The sequence below is a fragment of the Arcticibacterium sp. genome, assembly GCF_055134445.1.
In genome coordinates this window covers 1-16086 of record NZ_JBSRVI010000006.1, presented here as the reverse complement: position 1 = coordinate 16086, position 16086 = coordinate 1, and the positions used below count along the sequence as shown (strand labels likewise).

Annotated in this window: 18 protein-coding genes; 8 read left to right on the top strand and 10 right to left on the bottom strand. The window is 36.8% G+C overall.

Annotated features, from left to right (window positions below):
- Positions 1-3 precede the first annotated feature (3 nt).
- Genes ACTBZY_RS00480 through ACTBZY_RS00470 form a run of 3 tightly spaced genes read right to left on the bottom strand, consistent with a single transcriptional unit; the run spans position 4 to position 2392 of the window.
- Positions 4-1119, bottom strand: coding sequence for a hypothetical protein (locus tag ACTBZY_RS00480; protein WP_463044352.1), 1116 nt, complete (start codon positions 1117-1119; stop codon positions 4-6).
- Between the two features lie 3 nt (positions 1120-1122).
- The gene (locus ACTBZY_RS00475) at positions 1123-1875 is read right to left on the bottom strand and encodes a hypothetical protein (protein WP_463044351.1); all 753 of its coding nucleotides are present in this window, start codon (positions 1873-1875) and stop codon (positions 1123-1125) included.
- Complete coding sequence (locus tag ACTBZY_RS00470; protein ID WP_463044350.1) at positions 1847-2392, bottom strand: RNA polymerase sigma factor; 546 nt, start codon at positions 2390-2392, stop codon at positions 1847-1849. The genes ACTBZY_RS00475 and ACTBZY_RS00470 overlap by 29 nt, the downstream gene beginning before the upstream one ends.
- Positions 2393-2561: 169 nt before the next feature.
- Here ACTBZY_RS00470 and ACTBZY_RS00465 point away from each other — a divergent pair, with 169 nt between their 5' ends.
- From ACTBZY_RS00465 to ACTBZY_RS00450, 4 genes are all read left to right on the top strand, one after another.
- Positions 2562-3545, top strand: coding sequence for a pyruvate dehydrogenase complex E1 component subunit beta (locus tag ACTBZY_RS00465; RefSeq protein WP_463044349.1), 984 nt, complete (start codon positions 2562-2564; stop codon positions 3543-3545).
- A gap of 132 nt (positions 3546-3677) precedes the next feature.
- Positions 3678-4751, top strand: coding sequence for a Gfo/Idh/MocA family protein (locus ACTBZY_RS00460; protein ID WP_463044348.1), 1074 nt, complete (start codon positions 3678-3680; stop codon positions 4749-4751).
- A 117-nt stretch (positions 4752-4868) separates the two neighbouring features.
- Positions 4869-5330: a DinB family protein gene (locus ACTBZY_RS00455; protein WP_463044347.1), complete on the top strand. Its 462-nt coding sequence runs from the start codon at positions 4869-4871 to the stop codon at positions 5328-5330.
- A gap of 11 nt (positions 5331-5341) precedes the next feature.
- The gene (locus ACTBZY_RS00450; RefSeq protein ID WP_463044346.1) at positions 5342-5899 is read left to right on the top strand and encodes a DinB family protein; all 558 of its coding nucleotides are present in this window, start codon (positions 5342-5344) and stop codon (positions 5897-5899) included.
- A 74-nt stretch (positions 5900-5973) separates the two neighbouring features.
- On the opposite strand, the gene ACTBZY_RS00445 is transcribed toward ACTBZY_RS00450, so the two are convergent.
- The 3 genes from ACTBZY_RS00445 to trpS are packed head-to-tail and all read right to left on the bottom strand — an operon-like array spanning position 5974 to position 7976.
- Complete coding sequence (locus tag ACTBZY_RS00445; RefSeq protein WP_463044345.1) at positions 5974-6402, bottom strand: DUF2147 domain-containing protein; 429 nt, start codon at positions 6400-6402, stop codon at positions 5974-5976.
- Positions 6399-6977: a phosphatase PAP2 family protein gene (locus ACTBZY_RS00440; RefSeq protein ID WP_463044344.1), complete on the bottom strand. Its 579-nt coding sequence runs from the start codon at positions 6975-6977 to the stop codon at positions 6399-6401. The genes ACTBZY_RS00445 and ACTBZY_RS00440 overlap by 4 nt, the downstream gene beginning before the upstream one ends.
- 21 nt (positions 6978-6998) lie before the next feature.
- Complete coding sequence (gene trpS, locus ACTBZY_RS00435) at positions 6999-7976, bottom strand: tryptophan--tRNA ligase (protein ID WP_463044343.1); 978 nt, start codon at positions 7974-7976, stop codon at positions 6999-7001.
- 54 nt (positions 7977-8030) lie between these two features.
- On the opposite strand from trpS, the gene ACTBZY_RS00430 reads away from it, so the two are divergent.
- Both ACTBZY_RS00430 and ACTBZY_RS00425 read left to right on the top strand, forming a co-directional pair.
- Positions 8031-8699, top strand: coding sequence for a DUF2461 domain-containing protein (locus tag ACTBZY_RS00430; protein ID WP_463044342.1), 669 nt, complete (start codon positions 8031-8033; stop codon positions 8697-8699).
- 1122 nt (positions 8700-9821) lie between these two features.
- Positions 9822-10061: a hypothetical protein gene (locus tag ACTBZY_RS00425; protein WP_463044341.1), complete on the top strand. Its 240-nt coding sequence runs from the start codon at positions 9822-9824 to the stop codon at positions 10059-10061.
- A gap of 46 nt (positions 10062-10107) precedes the next feature.
- On the opposite strand, the gene ACTBZY_RS00420 is transcribed toward ACTBZY_RS00425, so the two are convergent.
- From ACTBZY_RS00420 to ACTBZY_RS00405, 4 genes are all read right to left on the bottom strand, one after another.
- Positions 10108-10806, bottom strand: a complete 699-nt coding sequence (locus ACTBZY_RS00420; RefSeq protein WP_463044340.1) for an SIR2 family NAD-dependent protein deacylase — start codon at positions 10804-10806, stop codon at positions 10108-10110.
- 12 nt (positions 10807-10818) lie between these two features.
- On the bottom strand, positions 10819-11211 hold the full coding sequence (locus ACTBZY_RS00415) for an ACT domain-containing protein (protein WP_463044339.1): 393 nt from the start codon (positions 11209-11211) through the stop codon (positions 10819-10821).
- The gene (topA, locus tag ACTBZY_RS00410; RefSeq protein WP_463044338.1) at positions 11211-13688 is read right to left on the bottom strand and encodes a type I DNA topoisomerase; all 2478 of its coding nucleotides are present in this window, start codon (positions 13686-13688) and stop codon (positions 11211-11213) included. The genes ACTBZY_RS00415 and topA overlap by 1 nt, the downstream gene beginning before the upstream one ends.
- A 295-nt stretch (positions 13689-13983) precedes the next feature.
- Entirely contained in the window at positions 13984-14346 is a 363-nt protein-coding gene (locus tag ACTBZY_RS00405; protein WP_463044337.1) for a hypothetical protein, read from the bottom strand.
- A 138-nt stretch (positions 14347-14484) separates the two neighbouring features.
- Here ACTBZY_RS00405 and ACTBZY_RS00400 point away from each other — a divergent pair, with 138 nt between their 5' ends.
- Together ACTBZY_RS00400 and ACTBZY_RS00395 are read left to right on the top strand one after the other, a co-directional pair.
- On the top strand, positions 14485-15435 hold the full coding sequence (locus ACTBZY_RS00400; RefSeq protein ID WP_463044336.1) for a ribose-phosphate pyrophosphokinase: 951 nt from the start codon (positions 14485-14487) through the stop codon (positions 15433-15435).
- A 1-nt stretch (position 15436) separates the two neighbouring features.
- Positions 15437-16060 carry a 50S ribosomal protein L25/general stress protein Ctc gene (locus ACTBZY_RS00395; RefSeq protein ID WP_463044335.1) on the top strand — a complete coding sequence of 208 codons (624 nt, stop codon included), beginning with the start codon at positions 15437-15439 and terminating at the stop codon, positions 16058-16060.
- Positions 16061-16086: the final 26 nt, after the last annotated feature.

Sequence of the window (16086 nt, the reverse complement as noted above, 5' to 3'; positions counted from 1 at the left end):
TATTTATTTGCCAAACTTTAATCCAAACGAAAACACCTGTGTCATATATTTCCTATTCGCCTGACTGGAAGAACCCGCAATACTCGTATTTTGTATGACCTCTAATTCCTGATTTTGAACTTTATTTTGAACCATTTGGGCGAATATCGTAATGCCTCCAATGCCCAATTCGCCTACCAAACCATACCTAAATGGCAAAGTACTGACTCCACCAACCACTATCGGCGTAGTCGGAATGTCGTCTTTTATTTTTGTGATGGAATTACCTACCACATTTATTCCTACTGTTGGCCCAAAACCAAGAGAAACCACTCTTCTTTCCGTATTATCATTTATAATCACCGTAGGCACTAGTTTAAAATTAAAGCCTGCTTTCACCACATTATATGGCACAGTAGTAAAAGCTTGAGTTCCACGCTGTCCGTCAGAATATTCCCATAATATATTGTCAGAATTGGAAACAAATGAACCAGAAGCCAAGGTATCTTGACGATAGCTGGGTGAAAAAGGAAAGTCAGAGCCACTCTGTTTCACTAGATTAGAAACATTAGAATCAAAATTCCCTTTGGCTTTACCAAATTTCTCAAAACTAAAAAATGCCTCTAAGCCTCCTTTAAGTAAAATGGAACTGTGCCCAGATTTATATAATTCAAGATGGCGATTGGCAGAAGCTGCTAAATAGGGTGACTGAAAAACTTTTATAACGTAAGCTTCTTGACCGCTAACATTATTAAAAAGCGTATTAGACTGATTTCCAGTATAAGCGTTTAATAAGGTGGAAATTAAACTCGCATTAAAAATCTCATAATCTTCTGCAAAATTAAAACCCAAATAGTAGTTCATATAATACTTAGAAAGCGTTTTCTTTTCTTTCAAAAGGTACCGCTCTCTAGAATTATCTTTCAAAAAGGCCTTTTTTGTCTGACTGTCGTCCAATTTCTGCTTCATTTCCAAAAGCATTTTATTGAAGTCATAGTTTTTCAAATCGTCATAAGCACTCGGGTCCTTTGCAATGAAAATCAATTCAGAACTATTCCCAATAATTACCTGAAGTGTGTCTGACTGGCATATGACCTTCCCTGACCATAGAAAAAGCAAAACGAATAATATTTTCTTCATGGTTTAAAGTTTGGTTTTCGTTTCCGTTTTGGTGGATTCCACAAATTTCGCCCAAAGCTTCCCTATGGTTTTTTTCTCTTCAGATTCCCATTCCCCAGTCCTGTTATATTCTCCCACTTTCTGAATAAAACGAACCACCTTGACATCAGAAGTAACCAACATTTTATCTTCTTCTGGAATCACTAATGTTATTTTTTTACCGGACATACCACTTTTTGTGTTATCGTCTTCTATTGGCTTTACAGCCTCCAAATTTGGAAATTTCGTATGGACTACCGCTACCGAAGCCAAGGCTCTAGGCTCTGGTTCCACAAAACTTTCCATTTTTAAATCCACAATAGGTTTCAAAGTGCTCAAATTCACCGCATTCTTAAATCCATCATCATTCCTTTTCTTAGTTTGTGACTTTATCATACCGTTTTCCGCGAATGCCAATGGAGCTTCTAAATCCATTTCAGGCTTCACTTCTTCTGACACTAAAACATCATTGCTTTCCACATTTAAATGGATACTAGAATTCGCCGTCACATCAGAAATTGCCTTAGTTTCTTGATGGTCAAAACGCCAAAACAGTAAAATGCTAATTGCAGCCACAGAAGCTGCCAAGCCTATCGGCCAAAATGCGAATCGCTTCTTTTTTTGAGTCTCTTGCTCTATTTTAGACCAAACAGCGGCTTTATTCCACGCTACCTCAGAAACTCTGTCTTGAAGAATATTCCTTATTTCTTCAATATCTGAATCTAGTTTCCTTTCCATAGATATTTGTAATTTTATTTCTTAACATTTTCTTTGCATGGCTTAGCTGCGACTTAGATGTCCCTTCAGAAATCTTAAGTTCTTCTGCTATTTCCTTATGCGAATACCCCTCCATGACATACATATTAAACACGGTTCTATAGCCTGGCGGCAAATGAGCCACCAATTCTAAGATTTCATTAAAAGCCATTTGTTTTAATACATCAGGTTCTAATGCCAAATTCTCTGCAACGCTTTGCGGCAGCATTTGAAAAGAGCTTTTTCTTCTAAGTTCTGATAGACATTCATTAACAACGATTCTCTTTATCCAAGCTTCAAAACTTCTTTGATTCTCAAAATTCCCATTTTTTGCTGCTTTAAATATTGACATAAAGGCATTTACAACCATATCCTCAGCGGCCATGGCGTCGCCCATGTACCGTTTTGCCAAAGCAAAAAGTACATCACTATATCTCTCAAAGACCTCTTTTTGAGCTTTTTCGTTATTGCTCTTTAGAAGTTCTATAGTTTTCAGCAAAATCAATTTTGATTCTATTTGTCTATATAATGCCTTAAAACTAAAAAAGGTTGTACGGTACAATTTAGAATTACATAAAATTATGCTTCCATATTTAACTTTCCTTGGCTAATTTCGCAGCTCCAATAGAAGCAAGAAGCTGTCTAAATAAAACGATTTAAGCCAAAAGATGAGAGAAATTCAATTCAGAGATGCTATAAAAGAGGCCATGTCGGAAGAAATGCGTAGAGATAAAGACGTTTTTCTTTTAGGTGAGGAAGTAGCTGAATATAATGGTGCCTACAAAGCTAGCCAAGGAATGCTAGACGAATTTGGACCAGATAGAGTATTAGATACCCCTATTGCCGAGTTAGGTTTTTCTGGCATAGCTGTAGGAGCTGGTATAAACGGTTTAAGACCTATAGTGGAGTTTATGACCTTTAACTTCTCTTTAGTGGCTATAGATCAAATTATAAATGCCGCCGCCAAAATCATGTCAATGTCTGGTGGACAGTACTCTTGCCCTATAGTTTTTAGAGGACCTACAGGTAGTGCAGGTCAGCTAGGGGCTCAGCACTCTTCCAATTTTGAAAATTGGTATGCCAACACTCCAGGACTAAAAGTAGTTATACCGTCAAACCCTTATGATGCTAAAGGTTTATTAAAATCCGCCATCAGAGATAATGACCCTGTCATCTTCATGGAGTCGGAGCAAATGTATGGCGATAAGGGTGAGGTGCCAGAAGGAGAATATTTAATCCCAATTGGCAAAGCCAAAGTGGTAGAAAAAGGTACTGATGTAACCATCGTTACTTTTGGAAAAATGCTCCCAAGAGTGGTTATGCCTGCCGTAGAAGAATTAAAAAAACAAGGAATTAGTGCGGAAGTTATAGATTTAAGAACTGTAAGACCTATAGATTATGCGACTATCGTGGAGTCTGTTAAGAGAACAAATAGGTGTGTAGTGGTAGAAGAAGGACCTCCATTGGCGGCGATTTCTTCAGAAATTTCTTATCATTTGCAGCGTAATGCTTTTGATTACCTTGATGCTCCAGTAATTAGGGTAAATAGCATGGATATTCCATTAAACTACGCCCCTACGCTTATTGAAGCTACATTACCAAATGTTGAAAGAGTAATAAAAGCAGTAAAAGAAGTTACCTATAAAGCATAAATCAAGCTTTTAGGTTAATTCCCCTTAAAGCCCGAAGAAATAATCTTCGGGCTTTTCTTTTTACCAAAATACTTTCTAATTATACATTAGAATTCGCAGACGACTTCAAATTATTAGCACACTTAATTACTCATGAGCAAAATAAAAATATTAGTTGTAGGTGCCGGAAACATGGGTGCATCTCATGCCAAAGCCTATCACGATATGCCCGAATTTGAGATTTGTGGTATCGTATCAAGAGGAGATAGTAAAGTCAAATTAAACGAAAGCTTAGCTTCCGATTATCCCCTATATGAAGACTATTATGAGGCTTTAAAAATCACAAACCCAGATGCTGTAAGTATTTCCACATACCCAGACACACATGAAACCTATGCCACAGCGGCTTTAGAAGCAGACTGCCATGTGTTTATAGAAAAACCATTAGCAGATAGCGTAGAAGGCTCTATCAGGGTAGCTGAACTGGCAAAAAAGAAGAACAAAAAACTGGTAGTTGGTTATATCTTGCGGGTTCACCCTTCTTGGGAAAAGTTTGTTGAGATTTCCAGAACAATGGGTAAACCATTGGTAATGAGAATGAATCTCAATCAACAAAGCCACGGCTACATGTGGGATGTACATAGAAACCTTATGAAAAGCCTTAGCCCTATAGTAGATTGTGCGGTGCATTATATTGACATTATGTGTTTGATGACACAGTCTAAGCCTGTCAAAGTTTCGGCCATAGGAGCCAGACTTACCGACGATGTTCCAGAATGGAATTATAACTATGGACAGCTACAAATAAGATTTGAAGACGGCTCTGTGGGCTGGTATGAGGCTGGCTGGGGGCCAATGATGAGCGAAACCGCATTCTTTGTAAAAGACGTGATAGGACCGAAGGGCTGTGTCTCTATTTTAGCCAAAGAAGCTGCCAGTTCTGGAAAATCTGATGATATTGACTCCCACAGTAGAACGCAGTCGCTCAAGGTACACTATGCCGATATTGACGAAGAAAATAACTTCACAAAAAAGGATGAATGGATATTCCTTGATGACGAACCAGACCATCAAGAATTATGCAATAGAGAACAGCAATACTTTTTAAAAGCCATCCAAGAAGACTTGGATTTAACGGACCATATCAATGATGCCGTAAACAGTTTAAAAGTGGCATTTGCTTGCGACCTGTCGGTAAAAACTGGGGAGATGGTGGAGATCGTATAGTGTCTAAGCTCAAATCTCAAAAAGATATCAACAAGCTGATAAGATAGTTATTAAAAGAATTTCCTTCCTTCCATTTTTTTTGTCAATTTTGTCTTGACCTGAAATATAAGGTACTTCATGAATAAAGAATTAGAAAAGATAGTTGATAATTTAGAGACCGTTTTTAGAGGCGATGCTTGGCATGGGCCTTCTGTTTTGGAAATGCTTAACAGTTTACCAGAAAAAGTAGTAGACCAAAAACACGGATTTTCTAAAAGAACCATTGCAGAATTAACCTACCACTTAGTGGCGTGGAGGAAGTTTATCATTGAGAAATTAAATGATAATATTCATTACACCTTAGAAACGGAAGAAGATAACTGGGGTACTCAAGAAATGACATCACAAGCTAACTGGAGTAACCTTATCCAACTTTTTAAGGATACCCAAACCTCTCTGGTTAACATTTTAGAAGAACAAAACGACGATTTATTAAGTCGTAGAGTTCCTGGAGAACATTACGATTTTTATAAACTTTTAACTGGTATGACACAACACGACACCTACCATTTAGGCATGATATGGGTATTGTGGGATTAATGAAATTTTAAATGGAAGAACAGAACGAAAATAGCATTCTCGTCGAGAGAATTAAAACCTTATTGAACGCAGGGTTTCATGGCGGTGCTTGGCACGGTCCGTCAGTGCTAGAGGCTGTAAAAAACATCACACCTCACGAAGCCAGCTTTAAAACGCCTACCGTACATACTGCGGCTGAGCTCATTTATCATATCACCAGCTGGAGAATTTTTACCATAAAAAGACTTCAAGGCGATTCTGATTATCAAATTGACAACGAAAAAAAGAATTTTGGTTCCGCTCCTAAAATCGACCAATTTGAACTGGAAACGCTTTTAATGGAATTAAGTCTTAGCCAAGATGAATTGATAAAAGAATTAGACAAGGTAAACGACGATTTCCTTAGTGAGATAGTACCAGGATCTGAATACGACTACTTCACACTTATAAATGGAATTATTCATCATGACATTTACCATTCTGGGCAAATCAACATTTTGAAAAAGATAGCAGGAGCCTCAAACGAAGATGAGGACACCGATGAAATAAGCAGTAGATATTTTGACGATGGTCTTGGAGACGCATTCTAATTGAAAATATCTACTTAAAAGCAAAAATGCCGATGTGAAATTCACATCGGCATTTTTAATATCTCTAGAATATTTTAATTGGTTGCCCTGATTAAAACGGAACTTCTTCCTATAACAGAGATTCCTATATAACCCCTCATATCTAATTTGTCTTTGCCTTTTTCCGTGATGATACAAGAATAAGTTTTACCGTTTCTCGGGTCATATACCGTTCCATCCTCCCACACATACTCACCCGCTTTATTAAAACCTTTCAATACCGATAAACCCATCAATGGTTTAGTGGTTAAATCAACTTTCGGATTATTTACATCTAATTTGGGTTTACCATCAATGTTAGGTTCTTTAATCCAAACTATTTTCCCATAAAGCTTGTCGCCTTCCATATGAAATTTAATTCGGCTTGTTTTTTCTTCATTAAACCATGTACCATCTGTTATTTTTTGAGCGTAAGCCGTACAAGAAATTGCAAAAATTGCCAAGATAAGAATTAGTCTTTTCATTCCGTTAATTGTTTTATTAGCATCGTTTTCAAAAAGAAATATAAGGATAAGCTTATCATAAAACCAAAAAATGCACCAACTAATACATCTCCTGGATAATGCACACCCACATAGATACGACTGTAAGAGACTAAAATTGCCCAAAAGAGCATTAGTTTAGTAAATAATTTATAATCCCTAAAAACAAAGAATATACCTCCAAAAAGAGCAAAAGAGTTAGCCGCGTGTGAAGAAGCAAAACCAAAAGCCCCTCCACAACCTCCTACCAAATGAATGATAGTATCTAAAGCTTCATTATGACATGGTCTAGGTCTTTCAAAAAAAGGCTTCATAAGACCCGAAGTAACAAAATCTGCTAGCCCTACAGCCGCTACTAAGTACAGGATATAAATGATGGCTTGCTTAATAGCAAATTTCCTCCATATGAAAATAATCAATATGAAGTAAAAAGGAATCCAAGTGTTTCTGGCAGTTATCCAAGACATAAACACATCCATTGATGGAGTGTTTAAACCATTTAAGAAAGTAAATAAATGCTGGTCTGCCAGCTGAAGTCCCGTTACTATATCTCCCATTTATTGCTTACTAGATAAGGATTAGGCATCAAAACCTAAGGCTTTCCTCACCTGAGCCATGGTTTGTTTTGCAATCAATTCTGTTTTTGCTTCTCCTTCCCTAAGCTTCTGCTCTAAAGCATCTTGATTTTCCATGTAAAAATTAAAGCGTTCTCTTTCTTCAGAAAATGTATCTAGAATGAGATCTAAAAGAGCCTTTTTGGCATGACCATAACCATAATTTCCAGCTAAATAACTAGCTCTCATGGCGGCCACTTGTTCTTCTGAACCCAATAATTTATACAAAGCATATACATTACAATTATCTGGATCTTTAGGATCTTCTAAGGGTGTTGCATCAGTAACTATGCTTTTAATAGACTTATAAAGAGCTTTTTCTGGGAGAAATACATCAATATAATTATTGTACGATTTAGACATTTTCTGCCCATCTGTACCAGGAATGGTCATTACGGAATCATCAATTTTAGGCTCCGGTAAAACAAATACTTCTCCGTAAGTTCTATTAAAAGCTGCGGCTATATCTTTAGACATCTCTAAATGCTGTTTCTGGTCTTTACCTACAGGAACAAAATTGGCCTGATACAAAACTATATCTGCTGCTTGCAAAACAGGATAGGTAAATAAACCCGCGTTCACATCTGATAATTTATCAGACTTATCTTTGAAAGAGTGGGCGTTTGCCAACATTGGATATGGCGTTAAACAGCTCAAATACCACAACAATTCCGTATGATAACTCGCCAACCTAGATTGACGATAAAAATAATTTTTGTCAGTATCAAAACCACAAGCAAGCCATGCCGCTGCCACAGCACTGGTGTTTTCTTTCAATACCTTCGGGTCTTTCACAGAGGTGAGACTATGTAAATCTGCGATAAACAAGAAAGATTCATTTTTAGGGTCTTTTGAAAGCTTTACGGCAGGTAAAATTGCTCCTAAGATATTTCCTAAGTGTGGTTTTCCTGTTGCTTGTATGCCGGTTAGAATTCTGGCCATTCTATTTAATTGATATTTTTTGTAATTGTAGCTGCAAAATTAGAGATTTAGGCCATGATAGACCCAAATACTTTCCAGTTTTTAAAAGAACTAGACCAAAACAATAACAGAGAGTGGTTTCTCGACAATAAAAAATGGTACGAAGAAAGTAAAGCAGATTTTGTTTCCTTCTGTGCGGAAATACTAGAGGAACTAAAATTGTTCCAAGAAGATCTATTAAACACCGACATAAAAAAGTGCATACTGCGAATAAACAGAGATATTAGATTTTCAAAAGATAAGAGACCCTATAAAAATTATTTTGGAGCCGGCTTTGGCCCTGGTGGAAGAAGTAGTGGAAGGGTTGATTTTTACTTCCAAATTCAGCCAGGTGGTCAAAGCATGTTGGGGGCAGGCATGTGGGACCCCGGAGCTGAAAACTTATCAAAATTTAGGCAGGAAATAGATTATAATCCACAGGATCTTAAGCGTATTATCGAAGACAAGTCTTTCAGGAAGTTCTTTAATGAAATAGCGGGTGCTCAATTAAAAACAAAGCCCAAAGGCTATGACATCAATCACCCAGAAATTGAACTATTGAAATACAAAGAGCTTTTTTTCTTAAAAAGATTTGAAGACAGTGAGGTTGTAAAAAAAGATTTTGGCAAGACCATTGTAAATGGCTGCCTCTTGCTTAAACCCTATCAAGATTACTTAAACCATCTTTTCTATGAAGTCGTTTAGCTCGTTCATCTAATACTATTCAAAAAGCAAATTCCATTTCAAGCCATTCTTCAGGTTTCTTATACGTTAAAGTTCGCCTAATAACATCTGTATGGGAATATTCGTGACTTTGATTTACAAAACGGCTTGCAGATGCCACCCTTCTACCTTCACAGCCTTGAGCGATAGAACAATTAATGTCTTCCCGAATGACTTTCCATTTTATGGAATGAAAAAGTTCTTCTAATCTTAGGTCAAAATCAGTCCCAATCTTTTATAAAGCTTATTGCGATGAGCTAGGTTTACCTCATTCAACAGTTCATTTGAAGGCTTTAAATGCCGATAAGGCAGATTTTGTTTAAGAATAAACTCTTCTGGTTTTTCTTTTGAGAGTTTCATCAGGAAACTGCTCATAGCTAAGGCCAAATCTCACTTTATGATAAACCCGCATTATGCATTAGAAAATCTCCCGATAGCTATCGGGACGGTAGCTAAATCGCTTCAAATCAGCTCGTAAATCCATTTAAACTTAATCACCAGAACCCTTACATTATTAGCTCAGGGTAAACGCTATGCTAATCTATTTTAAATGTCTGATTTATTCCTCTTTTACTACTCATTACAATTCTCCAATGCATAAACCGGGATAAATGTCAAAAATCAAATGGGCATGAGAAAGAGAGGTCATTATCCAATTACTGTTCATATCAATTTTGTATTCATTGACAATTTTACCAGAAAGTTTAAGATAAGCTTTGTCTCCAAGAAAAGACACAGGAATTTCAGTTCCAGTTTGAACAAGTTTCTAGGTGCTCGGTTTGTACTTACCTTAACCCTTTCGCTATGGTATCTTTAAATCCTCCCTTTTAAAAAAAAGTTTCTAACTTTTTTCAGGAAATTGAAAACCCATTGGAAATCAAACCTTTTTTTAGCTGAAATCATCTTTATCAAGATGATAAAACTAAGAGTTGTTTCTTTATACAGATTACTAAAATGTAATATTTTTATATAGCCAAAATTAAATTTGGTGCCAAATTCTAGAAAAAATCCAATTTTCAGTATTATTTTCTTTATAAATGAACTTTTAGTCTCGTTTTTTTTTTGTATAATTGAACAAATTGTATAACAGGCTAAATAACATAAATGTCGCAAAGTAAAAAAGGTAGGCCGCCTACCAAAAAAGTCGGACTAAAAGAGGGTTACTACATTGAAGTTAAAAACCAAGGTTCAAGTTCAGGCATCAAACTTCGAAAAGAAAATATGATGCAAGTAGAAATGGCTATAAAACAATACGAAAAAATTAAGGTTGTTTCTTATGTTGGCCAGGTAAAGGCTGGAAAATGGTTGGATGGTAAGTTCAAAGGACAAAAGACCGCCAGTTAATTTATAAGAGTAATTCTTAAATTAAGCTCATTGAAAAATCCCTATCTTAGGAATATTCTTCAATGAGCTTTTTTATGAGTGCCGGTAACACCTCTGATGCACCACCTTCATAAAAAGTCATTGAGCTTGCATCTGAACTATTGGGTGGTAAAACCTTATCCACTATGAATTTTGGAGATTCCCTAGGAACGTACCGAACCAATCCCGCTGCAGGATAAACCTGCAGGCTGGTTCCGACCACCAAAAACAATTCTGCTTTTTCACAGATCTTAATAGCTGGCTCTATCATGGGCACCGCCTCACCAAACCACACAATATGTGGCCTTAATTGTGCTCCATCTTCAGCTAAATCACCCATTCTTATGGCTTTTAAGCCTATATTATAGACTTTCGTATCATTCTTTACACTTCTTGCCTTATTTAACTCTCCGTGCAAATGAAGCACATTTGTGGAGCGACCACGCTCGTGAAGGTCATCTACATTTTGGGTGATAACCTGAACGTCAAAAAACTGTTCTAAATCAGCCAAGGCTGTATGTGCTGCGTTGGGTTTAGCTTCTGATGCAGCTTTTCTTCTTTGGTTATAAAATTCTAGAACGAGCTCTGGATTATGGGCAAATGCCTCCGGCGTAGCCACATCTTCTACCCTATGGTTTTCCCATAGTCCGTCACCATCTCTAAATGTTTTTAGACCACTTTCTGCACTAATTCCAGCCCCAGAAAGTACTACCAAACGTTTTTTCATTTAATTATAGTTTTAGCTAGATGATAGCTTCTTTAAAATTACCATAGACCTTTCAGCATCCTCTTTAGTTACAAAAATATGGTCATGATGGTATCCAGCTACCACATTACAGCTAATATTTCCTTCAGTAAGTGCGTTAGAAAAAGCTGCTGTAAGACCTACATCATCTAACGCAGAAAACACGTTTAGTGTAATCCAAGAAGCCACAAAATCATAAACTAAGCCTAGTTTATCCGCTTTATCTTTTTCCAAGATCAAACTTAGACCCTCTTTCTCTTTTACTAAAGAAAAAATATCCGCTAAATCTATTCTATCTAATGAAGTAACAGTCACAAAAACAAAATCTCCCGAAAGTAATTCAGGAGACATGTTTTTAATAAGTTTTTCAGTACTATTTGTAGCCATTATCCTTTAGCTAGTTCCAAACACTCTTCTAAAGTAAGTTCCTCTGGCTTTTTATCCTTAGGAATCTTAATGTTTCTCTTTCCAGCTTTAATGTATGGACCATATCTACCATTCAAAACCTGAACGGTATCATTTCCTTCAAAAACCTTAATGGTTTTTTTGGCGTCATCTTGGCTTTTAGCTTCAATAAGCTCCGCCACTTTAGCATTATCAATAACTAGAGGATCCTCTCCTTTAATACTGATATACTTGCCTTTATATTTAATGTATGGGCCAAACCTTCCTTTACCCACCAAAACAGATTCGCCTTTGTACTCTGCCATATCTCTTGGCAAAGCATTTTCTGGATCTTTCCTTTTAATTTCTATTAATTCCAAAGCTCTCTCCATGGTTACTTTGAAAGGGTCTTCTCCTTTTTCCAGGTTATAATACTTTCCATTATGAAGAATATATGGACCGTATCTACCTTCATTTACCACTAAGGCGTGGTCTTCAAAAATACCTAATTCTAATGGAAGCTTAGGACCCTTAATGACCTCAATCGCCTCTTCCATTGTCAAATCGGCTATGATAGTCCCCTTTTTAAGACTCACAAACTCTGGTTTATCTTCATCTGTTGATTCACCAATCTGAAGATAAGGCCCAAATTTCCCAAGTTTGGCAAAAACCTTTTTACCGTCTTCGTTAGGATACATGCCCAGCTCATGAGAATTAGAACCTACAGAACTATCAGCAGCTTCAGCCTTTTCTATTTTATCATGAAATTCTTTGTAAAAATTAGTGATCATGTTTTGCCATGGCAGTTTGCCATCGGCCACATCATCAAACTCATTTTCTACATTGGCTGTAAACTTATAATCAAGAATATCGTCAAAGTTAGCAACCAAATAGTCATTCACTATCAAACCAATGTTGGTAGGAAAAAGCTTTGATTTCTCAGTACCAAAAGTTTCGGAGCCATGATTTGGTTTTACCTCATCATTTTCCAAAACATATTCTTTGTAGTCTCTTTTCTCTCCCGCCCTATCTTCTTTAACGATATAATTTCTTTTAATTACAGTAGATATGGTAGGTGCATAAGTAGAAGGTCTACCAATACCCAGCTCTTCTAGTTTTTTCACCAAACTAGCCTCTGTATACCTGGCAGGGGGTCTTGTATATCTTTCTGTACTTTTTAAAGTAGCTAACTCCAGATCCTGTCCAATATTTAAAGGAGGAAGCATGTCTTTATTCTCTTCGTCCTCGTCGTCCGTAGATTCTAAATATACTTTCAAAAAACCTTCAAATTTAATAACTTCACCAGTAGCTGTAAGTTCTTCTGGTCTGGTAGAAACACCTATTTTGGCAATAGTTCTTTCAATAACCGCATCACTCATTTGAGAAGCAATTGAACGCTTCCAAATCAAATCGTAAAGTCTCTTTTGATTTCTATCCGCTCCGGCCTCGGTCACAGAAAAATCTGTAGGTCTGATGGCTTCGTGAGCTTCTTGTGCTGATTCACTTTTAGTTTTAAATTTCCTAACCTCTACAAATTCCTCCCCATAAGCAGACCTAATCTGAGCAGTAGCATTGCTAATGGCATCCTCAGAAAGGTTAGTGGAATCTGTTCTCATATAAGTAATCTTACCACTTTCATAAAGCCTCTGAGCCACCTGCATGGTTTGAGCGACAGAAAAGCTTAGTTTCCTTGAAGCCTCCTGCTGTATGGTAGAAGTGGTAAACGGAGGTGCTGGCTTTCTTTTACTAGGCTTAACCTCCAGATTATTTATTTTAAATTTAGCACCAACACAATCGTTCAAAAACTTAACAGCATCTTCTTCTGTTTCAAAATTTTTGCCGAGTTCCGCTTTAAGAATTTTATTCTTTTCTATATTAAATAGAGCAGTTACTTTATAAGAAGACTGAGCCTCATGTGTTTCTATTTCACGCTCTCTTTCTACTACTATTCTTACCGTAACAGATTGAACTCTTCCGGCAGAAAGATTTTTCCTGTCTGCACCAGATAACCTAATTTTCTTCCATAAAACTGGAGAAAGCTGAAAACCCACCAATCTGTCCAGAACTCTTCTTGCTTGTTGAGCATTCACCAAATCTATATCAATTCCTCTTGGAGTCAAAATAGCATTAGTGATTGCTTTTTTTGTAATTTCCCTAAAAACTATTCTTTTGGTATCATCAGCCAGACCCATTGCTTCTTTTAGATGCCAAGAAATGGCTTCTCCTTCACGGTCATCATCGGTAGCGAGCCAGACTTCAGCTCCTTTGGCCAATTTCTTTAACTCCGTAACCACCTTTTTCTTATCTGCCGAAATCTCATAAGTGGGTTCAAAATTATTATCCACATCCACGCCTAGCTTCTTATTCGGCAAATCTCTAATATGGCCAAAACTTGATTTGACAATAAAATCTTTTCCTAAATAACCTTCGATGGTTTTTGCCTTTGCTGGTGACTCTACAATTACTAAATTCTTAGACATATATTTTTGGGCTGTGTTAGCTTAAGTCTCAATTTTGCAACAAATTAAGTACATATAAAACCGAAACTGAAAGAATAAATTCATTAACCATACCAAAACAAGGTGAATAGGCTAGAATTATGAAGAAAAGCAGTAGAAGTTAAATAACTTATAATAAGCAACATAAAGCTTCGCTCGAGCCGCTTATTTGTTTTTTAGCCAGTAAACAATAAAATTATAACCAACTATCCTTAGAATATATATACGCATGACTTTTCCCTGTTTTAGGAAAAAACCAATTGTTCATCCACTATGATTATTTGACGGTTTTTCTGTTCCTTTTAGTAGGGGGAACATAATCAAAACCATTTTGTACTTTTAAGTTATACTCAAAAAACTCCATGGCTCTTTTAAGGTTCTTTCTATTTACAGCTATAAAGTAAGGTTTACGCCCTTCCTTTCTAACCAACCTCGTATCTAATTTATAGATGGTTCCTTCTGGAAACTTAGAAATAAACTGCCTAGGACAACTAACTTTTAATTCACAAGGTACCTGTTGACCATCAATCGTTTTCAATCTCATGGTATCTTTATTGGCATCTAAAATAGCCTCCGCAAAAACATCTAGAAAAAAACTTTTATTAAGTTCAGGTATCTGTTCGATAAAGGATAACTGCATATTTTATACTTATAAATTCTAGCACAAAAATAAAATTTTTAGCATTCTACACAAAGAAAAACAAATGTTAGAATTCTTAATGGGTTTTAACGTTTGAATTCTCTACCTTTGCACCTCGTTTCTGAAAAAAATCTATAAATGGCTGAAGTTAAGATATTTTCTGGTACAAATTCCAAGTACTTGGCAAACATGGTTGCCGATTTTTATGGTAAAGAGTTGGGTAAAACTTCCATAAAGAAATTTGCAGATAGTGAAATATCTGTGGCATATGACGAGTCTGTACGCGGATGCGACGTCTTTTTAGTTCAAAGTACCTTCCCAAATGCGGACAATATCATGGAGCTTCTCCTTATGATAGATGCCGCTAGAAGAGCATCCGCTCACTATGTAGTAGCCGTAATTCCTTATTTTGGCTATGCCCGTCAAGACAGAAAAGATAGGCCTAGAGTAGCGGTTGGAGCAAAATTAGTGGCCAACATGCTCATGGCAGCTGGGGCAGATAGAATCATGACTCTTGACCTTCATGCTGGTCAAATTCAAGGTTTTTTCGATATACCAGTAGACCACTTGGAGGGAACTTCGGTTTTCGTCCCTTATTTAAAAACAAGAAAATTGGATAACCTAATTTTCGCTTCTCCTGATGTAGGAGGTGTGGCAAGGGTTAGAAAATTTGCAACGCATTTTGACGCAGATATCGTCATTTGCGACAAACAGAGAAAAAAAGCCAACGAAATAGCTTCAATGCAGCTAATCGGAGAGGTAGAAGGAGCTAATGTAATACTAATAGATGACCTGATAGATACAGGGGGAACTATATGTAAGGCAGCAGAAATCATCATGGGCAGAGGTGCCGCTTCTGTAAGAGCCATCTGTACCCATCCTGTTTTATCTCATAAAGCTCATCAAAATATTGAAAACTCTGTTTTAGAGGAACTGGTTGTAACAGATTCTATACCACTAAAACAAGAGAATGAAAAAATCAAAGTCGTATCTGTAGCCGAGCTTTTTGCGAAGGCTATTGGTAGGATAAGAGATAACGGATCCATAAGCACACTTTTTATAAATTACCAACATCAAATAATTAATTAAAATGAAAAAAACCGAGATTGTAGGGTTTAATAGAGCGAATCTTGGTCGTTCTGCCTCAAATCAGCTTCGTGCTGAAGGGCAAGTGCCATGTGTACTTTACGGCGGCTCAGAGCAAGTATCTTTTTACGCACCTGCTTATTTATTCCGTCCGTTAATTTATACACCAGATGCTTTTGAAGTTAAATTGAATATCGAAGGAAAAGAGTACTCTGCTATTCTTCAAGATAAACAATTTCACCCAGTGAATGACACTTTAATACATGCTGATTTCCTTGAAATCACTGCTGATAAAGTTATTAAAATTGCAGTACCTATTAGATTAGTAGGAACTCCAGCAGGTCTATCTGCGGGTGGTAAATTGCAGCACAAATTACGTAAACTTGCATTACAAGGACCAGCTTCTGCTATTCCTGAATATGTTGACGTAGACGTAACTACTTTGAAATTAGGAGATTCTGTAAAAGTTGAGGTTTTAGACCTTCCAGGTTTAACAATTCTTGACCCTGCATCAAATCCAATCGCCAGTATTGTTATACCAAGATCTGCTAAGGTTGCCGGTAGTACGGGTGATGATGATGATGATGAAGACGAAACTGAAGGAGCTGAAGAAGCTGCTGCAGAATAAAACATCGTTTTATTTAAGTATAAAAG